Source organism: Macrococcus capreoli (assembly GCF_025628935.1).
GTDB classification, from domain to species: Bacteria; Bacillota; Bacilli; order Staphylococcales; family Staphylococcaceae; genus Macrococcoides; species Macrococcoides capreoli.
Window position 1 is genome coordinate 91,840 of the sequence record NZ_JAOTIS010000005.1, and the last position, 18,406, is coordinate 110,245.

Annotated in this window: 17 protein-coding genes and 1 other RNA gene; 16 read left to right on the forward strand and 2 right to left on the reverse strand. The window is 36.1% G+C overall.

The annotated features are described in order from the left end of the window. Positions 1-34: 34 nt before the first annotated feature. The 4 genes from ssrS (at position 35) to OCL94_RS05290 (ending at position 3,132) form a co-directional block, all read left to right on the forward strand. Positions 35-226: non-coding RNA, 6S RNA (gene ssrS, locus OCL94_RS05275), on the forward strand. Positions 227-329: 103 nt separating this feature from the next. Next, positions 330-1,094, forward strand: a complete 765-nt coding sequence (locus OCL94_RS05280; protein WP_262995309.1) for a tRNA threonylcarbamoyladenosine dehydratase — start codon at positions 330-332, stop codon at positions 1,092-1,094. Between the two features lie 126 nt (positions 1,095-1,220). Beyond that, complete coding sequence (locus tag OCL94_RS05285; RefSeq protein WP_262995311.1) at positions 1,221-2,150, forward strand: ABC transporter ATP-binding protein; 930 nt, start codon at positions 1,221-1,223, stop codon at positions 2,148-2,150. Beyond that, entirely contained in the window at positions 2,143-3,132 is a 990-nt protein-coding gene (locus tag OCL94_RS05290) for an ABC transporter permease (protein WP_262995313.1), read from the forward strand. The genes OCL94_RS05285 and OCL94_RS05290 overlap by 8 nt, the downstream gene beginning before the upstream one ends. A gap of 32 nt (positions 3,133-3,164) precedes the next feature. On the opposite strand, the gene OCL94_RS05295 is transcribed toward OCL94_RS05290, so the two are convergent. Next, positions 3,165-4,412 carry a replication-associated recombination protein A gene (locus tag OCL94_RS05295; protein WP_262995395.1) on the reverse strand — a complete coding sequence of 416 codons (1,248 nt, stop codon included), beginning with the start codon at positions 4,410-4,412 and terminating at the stop codon, positions 3,165-3,167. Positions 4,413-4,516: 104 nt separating this feature from the next. On the opposite strand from OCL94_RS05295, the gene cymR reads away from it, so the two are divergent. Beyond that, complete coding sequence (gene cymR / locus OCL94_RS05300; RefSeq protein WP_262995316.1) at positions 4,517-4,936, forward strand: cysteine metabolism transcriptional regulator CymR; 420 nt, start codon at positions 4,517-4,519, stop codon at positions 4,934-4,936. A gap of 9 nt (positions 4,937-4,945) precedes the next feature. Further along, a complete protein-coding gene (locus OCL94_RS05305; protein WP_262995318.1) occupies positions 4,946-5,584 on the forward strand; it encodes a YdeI/OmpD-associated family protein in 639 nt (212 codons plus the stop codon). Positions 5,585-5,604: 20 nt separating this feature from the next. Here OCL94_RS05305 and OCL94_RS05310 read toward each other — a convergent pair whose 3' ends face one another. Further along, entirely contained in the window at positions 5,605-6,606 is a 1,002-nt protein-coding gene (locus OCL94_RS05310) for an LLM class flavin-dependent oxidoreductase (RefSeq protein ID WP_262995320.1), read from the reverse strand. A 471-nt stretch (positions 6,607-7,077) separates the two neighbouring features. On the opposite strand from OCL94_RS05310, the gene OCL94_RS05315 reads away from it, so the two are divergent. The 10 genes from OCL94_RS05315 to OCL94_RS05360 all read left to right on the forward strand — a co-directional run bounded on the left by OCL94_RS05315 (position 7,078) and on the right by OCL94_RS05360 (position 18,397). Beyond that, positions 7,078-8,211 carry a cysteine desulfurase family protein gene (locus OCL94_RS05315; protein ID WP_262995322.1) on the forward strand — a complete coding sequence of 378 codons (1,134 nt, stop codon included), beginning with the start codon at positions 7,078-7,080 and terminating at the stop codon, positions 8,209-8,211. Between the two features lies 1 nt (position 8,212). Further along, a complete protein-coding gene (gene mnmA, locus OCL94_RS05320; protein ID WP_262995324.1) occupies positions 8,213-9,331 on the forward strand; it encodes a tRNA 2-thiouridine(34) synthase MnmA in 1,119 nt (372 codons plus the stop codon). Between the two features lie 80 nt (positions 9,332-9,411). Continuing rightward, complete coding sequence (locus OCL94_RS05325) at positions 9,412-10,071, forward strand: tetratricopeptide repeat protein (RefSeq protein WP_262995326.1); 660 nt, start codon at positions 9,412-9,414, stop codon at positions 10,069-10,071. Between the two features lie 2 nt (positions 10,072-10,073). Next, positions 10,074-12,473 (forward strand): SF1B family DNA helicase RecD2, encoded by a 2,400-nt coding sequence (recD2, locus tag OCL94_RS05330; protein WP_262995328.1) that lies wholly within the window; start codon positions 10,074-10,076, stop codon positions 12,471-12,473. Between the two features lie 249 nt (positions 12,474-12,722). Next, the gene (alaS, locus tag OCL94_RS05335) at positions 12,723-15,347 is read left to right on the forward strand and encodes an alanine--tRNA ligase (protein ID WP_262995330.1); all 2,625 of its coding nucleotides are present in this window, start codon (positions 12,723-12,725) and stop codon (positions 15,345-15,347) included. 61 nt (positions 15,348-15,408) lie between these two features. Next, positions 15,409-15,678, forward strand: coding sequence for an IreB family regulatory phosphoprotein (locus tag OCL94_RS05340; protein ID WP_262995332.1), 270 nt, complete (start codon positions 15,409-15,411; stop codon positions 15,676-15,678). Next, positions 15,671-16,090: a Holliday junction resolvase RuvX gene (ruvX, locus tag OCL94_RS05345; protein WP_262995334.1), complete on the forward strand. Its 420-nt coding sequence runs from the start codon at positions 15,671-15,673 to the stop codon at positions 16,088-16,090. Before OCL94_RS05340 ends, ruvX begins: the two co-directional genes overlap by 8 nt. Before the next feature lie 14 nt (positions 16,091-16,104). After that, on the forward strand, positions 16,105-16,431 hold the full coding sequence (locus OCL94_RS05350) for a DUF1292 domain-containing protein (protein WP_262995336.1): 327 nt from the start codon (positions 16,105-16,107) through the stop codon (positions 16,429-16,431). Between the two features lie 18 nt (positions 16,432-16,449). Continuing rightward, entirely contained in the window at positions 16,450-17,583 is a 1,134-nt protein-coding gene (gene mltG / locus OCL94_RS05355; protein WP_262995338.1) for an endolytic transglycosylase MltG, read from the forward strand. Between the two features lie 187 nt (positions 17,584-17,770). Continuing rightward, on the forward strand, positions 17,771-18,397 hold the full coding sequence (locus OCL94_RS05360; protein ID WP_262995340.1) for an O-methyltransferase: 627 nt from the start codon (positions 17,771-17,773) through the stop codon (positions 18,395-18,397). Positions 18,398-18,406: the final 9 nt, after the last annotated feature.

An 18,406-nucleotide genomic window follows, 5' to 3' on the forward strand; every position in this document is an offset into this window, starting at 1 on the left:
ACGAAAAATATGTGCTATTATATAGTCATAAGATAGGTGTCTGAAGAGTTCGATGTTTGTTTATTCTATTTTGACCTAACACTTTCTGATCGGGAGTCTAATAGGTTTTCTTTTAGCGCACACGCCTCATAATGGAGGACTTGCAAAATTAGAAACGGGACACCCACCTGTTTATAGCAGGCCAAAATGATCAACACTTAAAAACAACGGCTCACTTGGATACTATCGTAAGGCGAGAGACTTTTGTCTCTCGTCTTTTATTTTGTAATGATTAAGACATAGTAATGTGGTAGGATATATTTATTGAATATAAGAAATGGAGAAATAAAATGAAACATCAATTTTCTAGAAATGAATTAGCATATGGTAAAGAAGGTTTAGATGCACTTAAGGGTAAGACAGTAATGATACTAGGTGTAGGTGGCGTAGGATCGTTTGCTGCAGAAGCTTTAGCGAGAACAAATATTGGACATATTATCTTAATCGATAAGGATGATGTCGATATTACGAACGTGAATCGACAAATTCATGCATTAACAACGACAGTCGGTCAGTCTAAAGTAACATTAATGGAAGAGCGTATTAAACTGATAAATCCAGATTGTAAAGTGACACCGCTCCATATGTTTTATACCGATGAAACGTATGAAGAAATCTTTAACTATGATATCGACTATGTCGTTGACGCAAGTGATACGATCATGTATAAGATCCATTTGATGAAAGAGTGTTTAAAACGTGGAATAAAGATTATTTCAAGTATGGGTGCAGCGAATAAGACTGATCCGACACGCTTTAAAATTGTCGATATTTCAAAGACGCATACAGACCCGATGGCAAAAGTCATACGTACGAAATTAAAGAAAGAACGTATTCATAAAGGAATACCAGTTGTATTCAGTGATGAAAGTCCGATTGTTATTCGTGAAGATGTAAAAGCATATGTAGGCAATGCGGATGCGCCAGTACGTAAAGCACAAATGCCACCATCAAGTAATGCGTTTGTACCGAGTGTTGTAGGACTGATTTGTGCAAGTTGGGTCGTTAACGATATATTAAAAGACTTCCCTGTGACACGCGTGAAAGATAAATAATAACATTTAAAAACCTAGGATGGAAATGTCCTGGGTTTTTCTAACCTTAAATTTACCTTAAAAATGTCCCCTTTAAAGTAAATACTTGGATTTATAGTGTATGATTGTTTTAACGGAGGTGTAAAAATGGAAGAAAATCATTATAGTTTACAAGTGAGTCATTTAAACAAAACAATCAACAAGAAACACATCATTAAAGATTTAAGTTTCGACGTAAAAAAAGGTGAGGTCTTTGGGTTTCTAGGGCCTAATGGCGCCGGGAAAACAACGACGATTCGTATGATTGTTGGCCTTACATCACCCACTTCAGGTGATATTAAAGTATTCGGACGTTCAGTAGTTACAGATCGACATGAAGTAATGAAAGATATCGGTGCGATTGTTGAGAATCCTGAATTATACCCATTTTTAAGCGGTTTAGAAAATTTAAAGCAATACGCAAGAATGCAAAAAGGTATTAGCAAGTCGGATATTGACAGAGTAGTTAAATTAGTTGGGCTTGAAAATCGTATTAAAGAAAAAGTGAAACGTTATTCATTAGGTATGCGTCAACGCCTAGGTTTAGCACAAGCATTACTTCACCAACCGAAAATATTAATATTAGATGAACCAACAAACGGTTTAGATCCAGCAGGGATTCGCGAAATTCGTGACTACATTAAAAAATTAGCCCGTGAAGAAAATATGTCAGTCATCGTGTCCAGCCATTTAATGAGTGAAATGGAATTGATGTGTGACAGATTCGGTATCATTCAAAATGGAAAAATGGTGCGCATTGAAGACGTAAATACTGTCGTAACTGTTAATGATGTTGTAAAACATCATTTCGATGTATATCCAGTAGATCAGGCAGTAAAATGCTTAAACGAAAAAAATATCCCTTTTACATTAACCGAAAATATGATTACCGTCGATATCGCCCCAAAAGATGTACCACAAATGGTGCGCGATCTCGTTAATGCAAATGTTGATATATACGGTGTGACAAAAGAGAAATTATCTTTAGAAGATCGTTTTATGGCATTAACAAAAGAAGGAGGCGGTAGCATTGTTTAAGTTAGTGATAAATGAATTTAATAAATATTTTAATCGACTCGGTACGTATATGATGCTTGTCATCATTGTTGCTTTTATGTTGCTGGGAACTTTTTTAGGAATGAAGTTTAGCAGTGCAGATAATAGTAAAGAATATACTAGTAACTGGAAAACGGAAGTGAAGCAAGATATTGAAAAATATCATCAACGTTTAGCAACTATTGCCAAAAAGAAGGAAGATAATAAGTCACTGAATGATATTACAGACGAAGCGACGTTAGGAGAAAAAATTCAGAAGTTAGAATTTTACTTAAAGGAAGACGTTCAGCCTCCTGCAACGAATAATTTTTATCAAACATTATTAGATACAAACGGTTTTATTTCATTTGTAACAATTATGATCATCATCATCTGTAGCAGTTTAATGTCAAGAGAACATCAGCAAGGCACGATTAAGTTATTGCTGATTAGACCAGCATCTAGATTAAAGATATTCTTCTCGAAATATATTTTTGCAATTTTAGTTTCATTCATTTTCTTAATTTTTACTTACGGTATGACAGCGCTCATAAGTCTGTTCTCTACAAAAATGAACCCGTCAGCAACACTTGCTGTTTCTGGTCGAAAAGGATTAAAAATGATCAACGTATATGATGTATTAGGTCAGCAGTTATTTGCTAACCTGTTATTTATCGTAACATTCGCAACAATTGCATTCGTACTATCTGTCATTTTTAAAAATACTGCACTTAGCTTAGGTGTAACATTTGCATTGATGTTCTTCGGTGATTTAGTTGTTATGTTCTTAAGCAGTAAGACGAAGTTGGTAGAATGGATATGGCCGGCGAACTGGGATTTATCAAAATACTTAGCGACAAATTCATCGGAACTGGTGGATAAAGATTTATCGTTTGCGTTTAGTTTAAGTTATGATATTGTAATGCTTATCGTAATTTTGACTGTAGCAGCATGGATCTTTAATAAACGTGACGTAGCAAATTAATTAAACAAGCATTGAGAAGGTGTATCCTTATCTCAATGCTTGTTTTGCTGTGCTTTTATATTATCGTAAATTTGTTTAAATTGAGTTTCTGCTTTACTCGTAGTCTTCGGTATGTAGTATTGTTTCTGTTTCATAGTATCCGGTAAATATTGCTGGGCGATAAATCCTGATGCTGCGTGATGTGGATATTGATACCCCATTCCATTGCCTAAGTCTTTCGCACCTTGATAATGTGCATCCTTTAAATGTTTCGGAATTGCACCGATCTTCCCGTTACGTACGTCTGATAATGCAGCATCAATTGCCACAATACCTGAATTAGATTTCGGTGATAAACAGAGTTCAATAACCGCCTGCGCTAACGGAATGCGTGCTTCCGGAAAGCCAAGTCGTTCAGCAGATTCAATAGCGGCAAGTGTGCGACTACCAGCGGATGGGCTGGCGAGTCCTACATCTTCATAACTAATAACGAGCAATCTTCGGGCAATGGTCGGTAAGTCACCACCTTCTATCAGGCGGGCTAAATAATGCAGTGCGGCATCAACATCACTCCCGCGAATCGATTTCTGGAATGCGCTCATTAAGTCGTAATGCATATCACCATCTTTATCGAACTGGAAACTCGATTTTTGTAAACAATCTTTAGCATCTTTTAAAGTAATGTTTATCGGATCTTTCGATTCTGATGAAAGTATTGCAAGTTCTAATGCATTTAAACTCGTACGAATATCACCTTGCGCACTTTGGACGAAATGGTTGAGAGCAGCGTCTTCAATTTCAATTGTTTCGTTACCAAATCCATTTGCTTTGTCGTGTATCGCACGTAACAGCGCAGTTTTTATTTCTTCCTCTGACAATGTATGAAGCTCAAATATTTGTGTTCTGCTACGAATTGCAGGATTAATGGCGTGATATGGATTGCTCGTTGTCGCCCCGATTAATATTATTTGACCATTTTCAAGATGAGGTAACAAGAAATCTTGTTTTCCTTTATCAAGGCGATGAATTTCGTCGAGTAACAGAATCACCTGACCACTCATTTTTGCTTCATCTGCTATCATTTGCATATCTTTTTTAGTATGGGTTACTGCGTTGAGCTGTCGAAATTTAACAGCGGTACTACCAGCAATTGCTCTTGCAATACTCGTCTTACCGACACCTGGTGGACCATACAGAATCATTGATGAAAGGCGCTTTGCATTAACCATTCTACGTATGATGCCTTGTTCGCCAACTAGATGTTGCTGGCCTATGACTTCATCAATCGTTGTCGGACGCATTCTATAAGCTAAAGGTTCCAATTTATTCACTCCTTTAGCAAAAGTGTACCTTATTTTAAGTGAAAATGTGATAAAATTGATTTATTGAAAAGGAGCGTAGCAAAATGAAAATTTCCACAAAAGGTAGATACGGCTTAACATTAATGATTTCACTAGCGAAACGATATGAGACAAAGCCTGTATCATTAAAAATAATAGCAGAAGAAAATCAATTAAGTGATTTATATTTAGAACAACTGGTTGGTCCATTACGTAATGCAGGATTAATCAAAAGTGTTCGTGGTGCAAAAGGCGGTTATATGTTAGTAAAATCTCCTAAAGAGGTGACGGCTGCAGATATTATTCGATTACTGGAAGGCCCGATTACACCTGTTGAAGGTATTGAAGAAGAACCGCCAGCACAAAAGCAGCTATGGATGGACATTCGCGATGCAGTGAAGAAAGTGCTGGATGAAACGACGTTAGAGGATTTAATGAATTATAAAGATGAAGATATTATAGAAGGTTATATGTTCTATATTTAGGTGAATAATATGACGATATTTCAAAAATTAAAAATTGAAGATAAATCCGTTTTTGTCGTAAATCAACCGGCAGATTATAATGTATTTAGTGAAAGTCATGATCATATCACTGGGCATCATGATATTATTTTTGCGTTTGTAGTAGATATTAAAGGGTTTAAACAAACCGTTCAAAGTTGTCTGGCTTCATCATCTTTGAATAAAGGTGGCCTGTTATTTGTCGCTTATCCGAAGAAAGGTAATAAGAAATATGATTCATATATACATCGCGATGAAATATTTCCAGCTTTAAAAGTGATGGATGATGGCTATATTCAAGGAACAGATTATAAGTTTAATCGTATGGTATCAATGGACGAAGTATATACGGTTGTTGGTATTAAATATGTACCAGAACGAAAAGTGTCAAAAGCTGCAAGTCAGTGTGTTGCAGATTATGCGGATAAAGTAGATGACGTTATAGCAATATTACAACAAGATGTTATACCTTTCTTTAATAGCTTAACACCTGGTTATAAGAAAGACTGGGCACGTTATTTATTCAGTGCGAAACAAGAAAAAACACGGTTAAAACGAATCGAAGAAATGCATCATATTTTAAGAGAAGGTTATAAAACGAAAGAGTTATACCGTCAACATAAAAAATAGTGGTCGCGAGAATGCGACCACTATTTTTCTTCGGTTATTTCTTTTAGCCAGCGATAACTTTGATATAATTTATCTAAATCATAAATGTAGCTCACAACTATTAATTCATCGACATTGTATTCATCCTGGAAAGCTTGTAGTTCTTTTTTTACAGTTTCTTTAGAACCAATAAATCCTGTTCTTGTTCGTGACATTGCCATTTGTTTTTCTTGAGCCGTCCATAATAAATCCATATCTTCTACAGGAGGTTGTAGTGGTAATCTTGAATTTCTAACGACACTTAAGAAGAATTGGTGTGTAGACGTTGCTAAATATTCTGCCTCTTCATCAGTTTCTCCTATGATGACATTTGTTCCAACCATGACATAAGGTTGATCTAGATACTCTGATTTCTGGAATAGATTGCGGTATATTGCAATCGCTTCTTTCATTTGTTCTGGTGCGAAGTGACCGGCGAAGGCATACGGTAATCCAATTCGCGCAGCTAAATGAGCTGAGTCAGTTGATGAGCCTAATACGTAAATCGGAACATTTGTATCGGCACCAGGATAGGCTTTGACGAATCCTTGTTTTTCTTCAGGTCCGAAATACTTTAATAATTCCTGGATTTCTTCCGGGAAAGTATAGACACTGTCATGACGATCACGACGTAATGCACTTGCTGTCATCATATCTGTTCCAGGCGCACGACCTAACCCTAAGTTTAAGCGGTTTGGATAAATGGTAGCAAGCGTACCAATTTGTTCTGCAACAACAAGTGGTGCGTGGTTTGGTAACATGATGCCACCTGAACCGACAGGAATTGTTTTCGTATTTTGTAATACGTGACTCATAAGTATTGTTGTTGCTGAACTCACTAAGCTTGGCGTATTGTGATGCTCAGCAATCCAGTATCGGTTATAGCCGAGCTCTTCTGCTAGTTGAGCCAACGCAACGACCTGGTCAATTGCATCTTTATTCGTATCACCTTTACGAACGGGGGCCAGGTTAAGGATTGAAACAGGGATATTAATATTAGACATTCGATAATCTCCTTTTATTTTTGTACCGATAGTTTAGCACTTGGGTCGGGAATAAGGATAATTATTTGCTTAGAGGTTGGATTAGTACGAACGAACAATCGAGTTAATCAAAATATAAATAGTACGCTAGCCTTCATAAAATAAACTATCCAACAATTGATATTTGCATTTTTTATATAAAGAAGTAGTTTTCAGTCAATCCATTTTGTAAAATACTTTTCTAATGCACGTTTAGTAATTATTTTACCAATGTAATCATGAAAAGCCTTTACATTAAATGAATTCTTCCCCTTAATATCACAAATATTGTTTTTTGCATAATATCTCTCCCTACATATAAAGCGGAGAATCGTCAAAGTATTTTTAACAACATAAATCTTTACAATTTTTACACTTGAGCAAATTAGATAGAGTTTTTATTAAAAGGGTGTTATGATAAGTTATTGAAAAAAACGAAAGGATGTTCAAATCATGAAGGTATATGCAGATTATGCAGCAACAACGAATGTAGCGCCTGATGTGGTGGCTGAGATTACGGATGTATTAAGCAATCAATATGGAAACGCATCGTCAATTCATACAATTGGTCGAGAGGGTCGTAGAATTTTAGATCAAGCACGATCAACCATCGCTAAACGATTAAACGTTACACCAAGAGAAATCATCTTTACAAGTGGTGCAACTGAATCGAATAATTTAGCAATTAAAGGTGTTGCATATAAGAACCAGCATAAAGGTAAGCACTTGATTACTTCATCGATTGAGCATCATTCTGTATTACATGTGTTCGAGCAATTAGAAAAAGAAGGTTTCGAAGTGACCTATTTACCTGTAGATTCACACGGGTTTGTTACAATAGAAGCGCTAAAGCATGCACTTCGTGATGATACCATCCTAGTATCTATCATGTTTGGTAATAATGAAGTTGGAACTGTTCAGCCTATCGATGAAATTGCACAGTTATTAAAGGATCACCAAGCAATCTTCCATACTGATGGTGTCCAAACAATTGGACATATGCCGATTGATTTAAAAGCACTTGATGTGGATTTATTTACAATTACTGCGCATAAGTTTTACGGTCCGAAAGGTGTGGGACTTTTATATGTTAAAGACAAGACGCCAATTCAATTTCAGCAGCTCGGCGGTGCTCAAGAGACGAAGCGTCGTGCGGGAACAGAAAATATTGCGTATATTGCAGGGATGGCAAAAGCGTTAGAGCTTGCTACTGAAAACATCGCATCATCAAATATTCAATTGTCTCAGCTTAAACAAACCTTTATCAATGCTTTACAAACGCTTGAAATTCCGTTCGAACTGAATGGTGATATGAATATGACGTTACCGCATATTACAAATTTATATTTCCCATTTAGTGATGTAGAAAAGATGTTAACCATCTTAGATATGAATGGTGTATATGTTTCTAGTGGCTCCGCTTGTACTGCTGGCAGTATTGAGCCAAGTCATGTCTTGACGTCGATGTTTGGTGAACATCCAAGAACGAAACAATCTATCAGGTTTAGCCTGTCACATCAGAACACAGAAGAAGAAGTCACTTATATTGCACAACAAATTAAGAAAATATATGAAATGAGTAGATAATATGACAAATGAAAATATAAAAGTAGTCGTCGGTATGAGTGGTGGCGTTGATAGCTCAGTCACTGCCTTACTATTAAAAGAACAAGGATATGATGTCATCGGCATCTTTATGAAAAACTGGGATGACACGGATGAATTCGGCGTATGTACAGCGACAGAAGATTACGAAGATGTGATTCGCGTATGTAATCAGATCGGTATTCCTTATTATGCTGTTAACTTCGAAAAAGAATATTGGGATAAAGTGTTTACTTACTTCTTAGATGAATATAAAAAGGGTAGAACGCCGAATCCAGATGTGATGTGTAATAAAGAAATTAAATTTAAAGCATTTTTAGATCATGCTTTAGCATTAGGTGCTGACTATGTTGCAACGGGTCATTATGCACAAATACGACGCAATGATGATGGTACTGTCGAAATGTTACGTGGTGTTGATAATAACAAAGATCAAACATACTTCCTAAATCAATTATCCCAAGCACAATTACAACATGTTATGTTCCCACTTGGACATTTACAAAAACCAGAAGTGCGTGAAATTGCGATTAAACACGATTTAGCGACAGCGAAAAAGAAAGATTCTACAGGCATTTGTTTTATCGGTGAACGTAACTTTAAAGCATTCTTAAGCGGATATTTACCGGCTCAAAACGGTAAAATGATGACTTTAGATGGCGTTGAGATGGGGCAACATTCGGGATTAATGTACTATACAATTGGTCAACGACACGGTTTAGGAATTGGTGGCGACGGAGATCCTTGGTTTGTTGTTGGTAAAAACTTAAAAGAAAATGTCTTATATGTTGAACAAGGCTTTGATCACGATGCATTATACAGTGATTATTTAATCGCTTCTGACGTATCATTTATTAATCCCGTTGATTTAACAAATGGATTTGAATGTACTGCGAAATTCAGATACCGTCAAAAAGATACGAAAGTCACGATTGAACAAATTGACGATAATACAGTGAAAGTCATCTTTGCTGAACCTGTAAGAGCGATTACACCAGGTCAAGCGGTTGTATTCTATCAAGACGAAGTATGTCTAGGTGGCGCAACAATTGATGATGTATTCAAAAAATCAGGTCAATTAGAATACGTCGTAACACAATAATTTTTTAAAGAAGGCAGCGATGTCTTCTTTTTTATTTTTTGATATAATATAACAACGACTATGGAAAAGGGAGTTCAAGCATGGACGATAAACATTTAATGCAACTCATTGAAAATAAACAATACGAAGCAGCTTTAAAAATATTAATCGAGGCAATTGAAGCAGAACCTGAAGAAGTGACACATTACATTAACGTCGGAACTATTTTACTCGATTCAAATAAACCGGTAGAAGCAGAACGCTTCTTCCAGAAAGCAATAACGGTTGATCCGACACACGGCGGCGCTTATTATGGTTTAGCCAATATTTATTATAATGTCGATCGCTTTGATGAAGCGGTGAAGTTATATCATAAAGCTATCGAAAATGGTCTTGAAGACGGGGATACATATTATATGTTAGGGATGTCATTTGTGAATTTAAGTGACTTCGCATCAGCGCTACCGTTTTTAATGCGTGCTAATGAATTGAAACCAGATGATACCGAAATTACATTCCAGTATGGGTTAGTGATGTGCCAGATGAATATGTTTGCTGAAGCATCAAAGACATTGCAACGCGTCTTAAGTGATGATCCAGAACATACGGATGCGATTTACAATAAAGCACTCGCAGACTATATGATGACAGAGAATATCGATGCAGCTATTACTGAATTTGAGCGTGTCATAGCAATTCAGCCAGACCATTTACTTGCAGGCCATGCCATCACAACATTTAAAGCAATGAAGGAGGAATAAACTTGGAGAACGCCACTTTATTTGATCAATCTTACGTAAAAGGCACAATCACCCGTATACTTTTTCAAAATAACGATAACTTTTATACGGTATTAAAAGCCGAAGTTATGGATACAAATGAAGATTTTGACGATGAAGTGACGGTCACAGGATTTCTCCCACAAATTGCAGAAGGGGATACTTATACGTTTACAGGTAAACTTGTAACGCATGCAAAGTACGGTAAGCAATTACAGGCAGAAAAGTTTGAAAAAGACTTACCACAGTCTAAAGATGGTATTATTCATTATTTGTCCAGTGAAATGTTTAAAGGTGTCGGGAAGAAAACAGCACGTACGATTGTTGAAACACTTGGTGAAGATGCGCTGAATATTATTCTGGATGATAAATCAAGTCTAGATAAGATTCCGAAATTATCTCAGGAAAAGAAGGATCTAATCTATAATACAATCAATGAAAATCAAGCCATCGAAAAAATAATGATTCAGTTGAACGACTGGGGATTTGGTCCGCAACTTGCGATGAAAATTTATCAATTCTATAAAGATGATACGATTCGTGCTATAAAAGAATCTCCGTATCAACTTGTGTTAGATATTGATGGTATCGGATTTAATAAAGCAGATGATTTAGCAAAGCATATCGGCATTGATAATAACCATCCTGAACGATTAAAGGCAGCGCTTGTATATGGTCTTGACCAGGCATCACTTCAAAATGGTCATACGTATATTCCAGATCAGATCTTACTGGAAACAAGTTATGAACTACTAACGAAAAATGGTTCACAAGTTAATCCTGATAGTCTTGTGCATGCGTTAACGGAATTATGTGAAGAGAAGAAATTGTTAGTAGAACATGACAAAAATATTTATATTCCAAGTCTTTTTTATTCGGAAACGAAAACAGTACAAATCTTACATCGTTTGATGCATCATAAAGAACATTTGAAACAATTCGAACAGTCAGAAGTGATGTTAGCAATCGGTGAAATTGAACAGCTGTTTGAAGTGAGTTACGCTGAAAAGCAAAAAGAAGCATTAATGCAGGCGATGAATAGTAAACTCATGATTCTTTCTGGTGGACCCGGGACAGGTAAGACAACAGTTGTCCGTGGGATTGTAACGTTATATGCTGAACTGCATGGACTCAGTCTCGATTACGATGATTATGATGGTCAGGACTTTCCGATTGTCGTTGCAGCCCCTACAGGACGTGCTTCCAAGCGGTTGTACGAATCAACAGGGCTCGAAGCGACAACGATCCATCGACTGATTGGTTGGACACGTGATAATAAACCTGATGATATACTGGACAATGAAATTACGGCCAAACTTATCATCATCGACGAAATGTCGATGGTGGATACGTGGCTGATGTTCCAGTTGATGAAAGCTGTACCGAATGACGCACAAATCATTTTCGTTGGAGACCAGGATCAGTTACCATCTGTAGGTCCGGGTCAAGTGTTTAAAGATTTAATCGAGTCTCAAATTATGCCTCAAATTGAACTGAATGAAGTGTATCGTCAGCAAGAAGGTTCGTCTATAGTTGAACTGGCACATCAAATTAAACGCAATGAACCATTTGATATTACAAAGCGTTATAGTGACCGTAGCTTTATTCCTTGTACAGCGGATCAAATTCCTGAAGTCATCGAAAAAATTGTGACGTCAGCTGTGAATAAAGGTTATGATATGCGTGATATACAAGTACTGGCACCGATTTATCGTGGAAATGCAGGTATTCGTGCACTTAATAAAGTGCTGCAGAAAATATTAAATCCAGCTGATGAAGATAAGCGTGAAATGGAGTTTGGAGATGTAATCTATCGTAAACAAGATAAAGTACTGCAACTCGTCAACCGACCAGAAGATGGTGTCTTTAATGGAGATATTGGTGAAATCGTCGGCATTTTTACAGCTGCTGAGAATGCATTGAATAAAGATGTTGTCATTGTTGATTATGATGGCAATGAAGTAACGTATACAAAAGCTGATTTAATTGAGATTACACATGCGTATTGCTGTTCGATCCATAAATCGCAAGGTTCAGAATTTCCGATTGTGATCATGCCGGTTGTAAATCAATACTTTAGAATGCTACAGAAAAATATATTATATACTGGCCTAACCCGTGCGAAACAATCGCTTATATTTTGCGGGGATGTCAATGCATTTAATGAAGGGATAAAGCGATTAGGCAATGCCAGATTTACTTCGTTTTATCAGTTTCTATTAGATTATTTTAATACAGATGAACAAAAAAATATCAATCAAAATAATATTGAACACGTTTCAAATGTATTACCTTTTAAAGTGGGTGAAATGACAGCAGATAACATGCATCTGGTTTCACCAATGATAAATATGGAAGATATTACGCCTTATGATTATCTTTAAGTTGACGTGTATCATTCATATCAATTATAATTTAAATAATTCAAATTTAAAGATGAGTAAGTAATCACTCAAGACTAAGAGACATATCGGTTGGTGCAAGATATGCTTGATATTACTGAAGCTACTTTATCTCATTCAAGATGAATATGTAACGAGTGATGACATTGTCATAACTAGGGTGGTACCGCGAACACGTTCGTCCCTTTTTTAGGGATGGACGTGTATTTTTATTTAAAGGGAGAGATATGAATGAAACGTTTAACAGCAGCAGAAATTAGACAAATGTATTTAGACTTTTTCGTAGAGAAAGGACATATGATAGAACCTTCAGCACCACTTGTGCCGATTGATGATGACACATTATTATGGATTAACTCAGGTGTTGCGACATTAAAGAAATATTTTGATGGTCGTGTTATCCCAAAAAATCCCCGTATTACGAATGCACAGAAATCAATTCGTACAAATGATATTGAGAACGTTGGATTTACAGCGCGTCACCATACATTCTTCGAAATGTTAGGGAATTTCTCTATAGGTGATTATTTCAAAAAAGAAGCGATTTTATTTGCATGGGAATTCTTAACGAGTGAAAAATGGATGGCGATTGAACCTGAAAAATTATACGTGACGATTCATCCGGAAGATACTGAAGCCTATGATTTATGGGTGAATGAAATTGGTTTAACAGATGATCGTATCACACGTATCGAAGGTAACTTCTGGGATATCGGGGAAGGTCCGAGTGGTCCAAATACAGAAATTTTCTATGACCGCGGGCCGGCATACGGGCAAGACGATCCTGCTGAAGAAATGTACCCAGGCGGGGAAAACGAACGTTATTTAGAAGTATGGAACTTAGTATTCTCTGAATTTAACCATAATCCAGATCATACTTATTCACCACTTCCAAAGCAAAACATCGATACGGGTATGGGATTAGAGCGTATGGCTTCAATCTCACAAGACGTCCCAACAAACTATGATACAGATTTATTTATGCCGATTATTGAACAGACTGAAGCGATTTCAGGTAAGAAATACCGTGAGCACAAAGAAGATGACGTTGCGTTTAAAGTGATTGCAGACCATATTCGTACTGTAAGCTTTGCAATTGGTGACGGTGCATTACCTTCAAACGAAGGACGTGGCTACGTATTACGACGTTTATTACGTCGTGCAGTACGTTTCGCACAAAAATTAGACATTAATAAACCATTTATGTATGAACTGGTTGACATCGTAGCAAGCATTATGAAACCGTATTATCCAGATGTTGATAAAAATAAAGACTTCATCAAGAAAGTGATTAAATCTGAAGAAGACCGTTTCCACGAGACACTTGAAGAAGGTTTGGTCCATTTCAATGCATTAAAAGATGCAGCTAAAAATTCGAACAACCAATTAAAAGGCGAAGATGTATTTAAATTATATGATACATTCGGTTTCCCGGTTGAATTAACAGAAGAACTTGCAGAAGAAGCGGGTGTTGAAGTGGATCACGAAGGGTTTGAAATCGCGATGGAAGCTCAACGTACACGTGCTCGTGAGTCGCGTCAAAAAACGCAAAGTATGCAAGTTCAAAACGAAGTACTATCAAGTCTGACAATGCCAAGTACATTTATTGGGTATGAAGCATTGTCAAACGAAACAGAACTTGTTGCAATCATTGAGAACGGTGAAAGTGTTGAAAGTTCTAAAGAGGATACCATTCAATTTATTTTAACAGAAACACCTTTCTACGCAGTGAGTGGTGGACAAGTAGCTGATACAGGTATTATTACAAATGATGACTTTGAAATCGAAGTAACTGAAGTGACGAAAGCGCCAAACGGTCAAAACTTACACACTGGAACAATCCGTTTCGGTAAAGTAAGTGTTGGGGCAAAAGTGACAACGCAAGTTGATCCGAACTTTAGAACATTTGTTATTAAGAACCATAGTGCAACACATTTAATGCATCAGGCCTTAAAAGACGTATTAGGAACACACGTTAATCAGGCAGGATCATTAGTTACACCTGAACGTTTACGTTTTGACTTCTCTCACTTTGGGCCTGTAACTCAGGAAGAAATTACTAAAATCGAACAAATTGTTAACGAAAAGATTTGGGCTAACTTACCTGTTGAAATTAATGAAATGCCGATTAAAGACGCGAAAGCAAAAGGCGCGATGGCATTATTCGGTGAAAAATATGGCGATATCGTGCGCGTTGTTGAAATGAGTGATTACTCTATCGAATTATGTGGAGGTGTTCACGTCCGTAATACAGGAGAAATTGGTTTATTCAAAATTGTTTCTGAATCAGGAACAGGTGCAGGTGTCCGCCGTATCGAGGCTGTTACAAGTAAAGCAGCATTTGAATATTTATCAACATATCAAGAGACAGTGAATACAATTTTACCGAAAGTGAAAGTGAAGCATCAAGATCAATTAGTCGGTAAGATTGATGAATTAACGACAACGATTCGTTCTCAGGAAAAAACGATTACAGATTTAAATAAAACTGTTGCATCACTTAAAATGGGAGATATAACGGAGCAAGTTGAAGTCATTAATGGCTTTAAAGTATTAGCAGTTGAAGTGGATGCTGAAGATAATAAAATGTTACGAGAGTTAATGGATGACTACCGTTCTAAATTACAGGATGCAGTAATATTTATAGCGGCAGCGAATGATAAATTAAATTATATGGCAAGCGTACCGAAAGATTTAGTTGCAAAAGTTAAAGCGGGTGACATCATCAAAGGCGTTGCAAATGCGACAGGTGGTAAAGGTGGCGGCCGACCTGATTCTGCACAAGGTGCTGCAAATAATCCATCTGGTATTACAACAGCATTACAATTTGTAAAGGACTATATGAATACATTGTAATTAAAAATTGATTTATAGTATGATATGATTGAACAAATGTCATACAAAGGAGTGTATTGCAGTGGAAAATTTCGATAAAACGATGAAGTTCAATTTTGATGAATTACCGAAAGAAGAAGTTAGAACTGTATTATTGAACGTGTATAATACTTTAGAAGAAAGAGGATATAGCCCAATTAATCAAATCGTAGGCTATTTATTATCTGGTGATCCCGCTTATATTCCAAGACATAACGATGCGCGTAATCAGATTCGTCGCTTAGACAGAGATGATATTATGGAACAACTTGTATCTAGCTATATCCAGACTGAGACAAAAGGAAATGAATAAAGTAATCGGATTAGATGTCGGTTCAAAAACAATCGGTGTCGCATTAAGTGACGCAATGGGTTGGACTGCACAAGGTTTAACTACACTCCGCATCAATGAAGCGCAAAATGAATTCGGTCTGGATGAACTCAAAGCAATCATTGATGAACATCAAGTCGATACTGCTGTCATCGGATTACCGAAAAATATGAACAATTCAGTAGGTCCGCGCGGAGAAGCATCGATCAAGTTTAGTGAATTGTTGAAAAGTGTTTGTCCGAATATTACAATAGTGATGTGGGATGAACGCCTTTCAACAGTTGGTGCTGAGAGAACATTACTAGAAGCTGATGTGTCCCGCAAGAAAAGAAAACAGGTTATAGATAAGATGGCTGCAGTATTTATACTGCAAGGGTATTTAAATTCAAAATAAAAAGGATGATTAACATGACAGATGAAATGAACAATCAAGCAGTAAACGAAGCAACATTAGATATTAACAATGAAGAAGAATTATTAACATTATTCGATGAAGAGGGTAATGAAGTATTATATCGTAAACTAGTGAGCTTCTATCACCCTGGCTTTGAGAAGGAATATGTTATTTTAGCAGAAGAAGGTTCAGCTGAAGATGAAGAAATCGAATTAATCCCAATGATTAACGAACCTGACAGTGAAGGTGACGGCGGAAAATTCATGCCTATCGAAACAGATGAAGAGTGGGATATGATTGAAGAGTTTGTTAATACAAACTTTGACGAAGAAGAGCTTTAATATTAAAGGAGTCTAAATATGGCGAATAGAAATAAAGAAATTAGAGATTCGAAATCTTTCTCTAAACTTCTTTCTTCTATCATTATAGGTGTTATTTTGATTGGCGTGTGTCTTATTGGGCTAGGTAGCTACTTTTACATTAATGCTAGCCAGAAACCACTGAATCCAAATGATAAGTCAACGACTAAGATTGAAGTATTACCAGGTGAGTCTGCGACAATGATTGGAGAAAAATTAGAAAAAGAAAAAATTATTAAAAATAGTACGATGTTCAAGTACTATTTGAAATTTAATAATATCTCAAATTTCCAGGCTGGAAGTTATGAATTTTCACCTTCAATGACATATAAGCAAATTGCGAAAAGTTTACAAAAAGGTGAAGTTTATATACCTGTAGCTTTTAAAATGAGTATTCCTGAAGGTAAAACGATTGATCAAATTGCTGACGTTGTAGCTCAAAATACGAAAATTACGAAAGAAGAATTTTTAAAGGCTGTAAACGATCCGGAATTTGTGAAAAAAATGCAGAAAAAACATCCGAAATTAATAACGAATGATGTGTTTAATAAAAATATTAAATATCCATTAGAAGGTTATTTATTCCCTGCTACGTATGATTTTACCGAGAAAAATCCTACAACTGAAGAAATTGTTGAGAAAATGTTAAAAGCTACCGAAGAAAATGCTTTCCCTTTATGGGATAAGTATGGAGGTATTGTGATAAAAGAACAAGGCAAAGAAAAACGATTAACATTCCATGAATTCTTAACATTTTCATCACTTGTGGAACGTGAAGCATCAGGGTTAACTGATCGAGCGAAAATCGCTTCAGTATTTATTAATCGTATGGCAGAAAATCCAGAAATGCCTTTACAGACTGATCCGACTGTTCTTTATGCATTAGGTCGACATAAATCTGTAACATATGAAGATGATTTAAAAGTAGAATCGCCATATAATACGTATATTCATACAGGTTTACCACCCGGACCAATTGCTACGAGTGGTAGAGAATCGATGGAAAGCGTATTAAACCCTGCGAAAACGGAATATTTATATTTCTTAGCGGCTAAAGATGGTAAGAACTACTTTTCAAAAACGTATGATGAACATTTAAAATTAAAAGAAGAACATATTGATAGCCAGCAATAAAGCTTGCTTCAAAATGAACCCAATGCGCAATCAAATATGAAATGCGCATTGGGTTTTCTGTTGATGCAGTAGATTGTAAATTTACCATTACAATTTTTCTTGATTTATGATACAATATCATGAAAATAAAAAACAAAACTACCAGCCGTATTGGTTGGTAATTTTTTCGTTAAAGGATTGTTTTAATTTGATAAAAGAAGAAACCTATATTAGCAGATTAAATCCAGTCAATGCGATTGACGATTTAATTGAAGTTGCAAAGACACATGAAGTGCCGATTATGGATAAGATATCGGTTGAATTTGTAAAACAACTGATTCGTATACATCAAGCACACAATATATTAGAAATTGGAACGGCAATCGGCTATAGTGCATTGCATTTTGCATCTGTCAATGATAATGTGCACGTTACGACAATTGAACGCAATGAAATGATGTATCAATTTGCATTACAACATATTGATGATTACAAAAAACAGCATCAAATTAGACCGATATTTAAAGATGCACTGGAAGCATTAAATGATGTAAACGATAAAGAATATGATATATTATTTATCGATGCTGCAAAAGCACAGTCGCTCAAGTTTTTTGAGTTATATAGTCCATTTGTAAGACAAGGCGGCCTCATCATTACTGACAATATTTTATATCATGATTTTGTAGGCAATATTGAAATTGTACGAAGTCGTAATGTGAAACAAATGGTAAGAAAGATTGAAAAGTATAATGCCTGGCTCAGTGAAAATAAAGATTATGATACGAATTTCATCGATATTGGCGATGGTATGAGTATTTCAGTGAAAAAATAAAGGAGACTA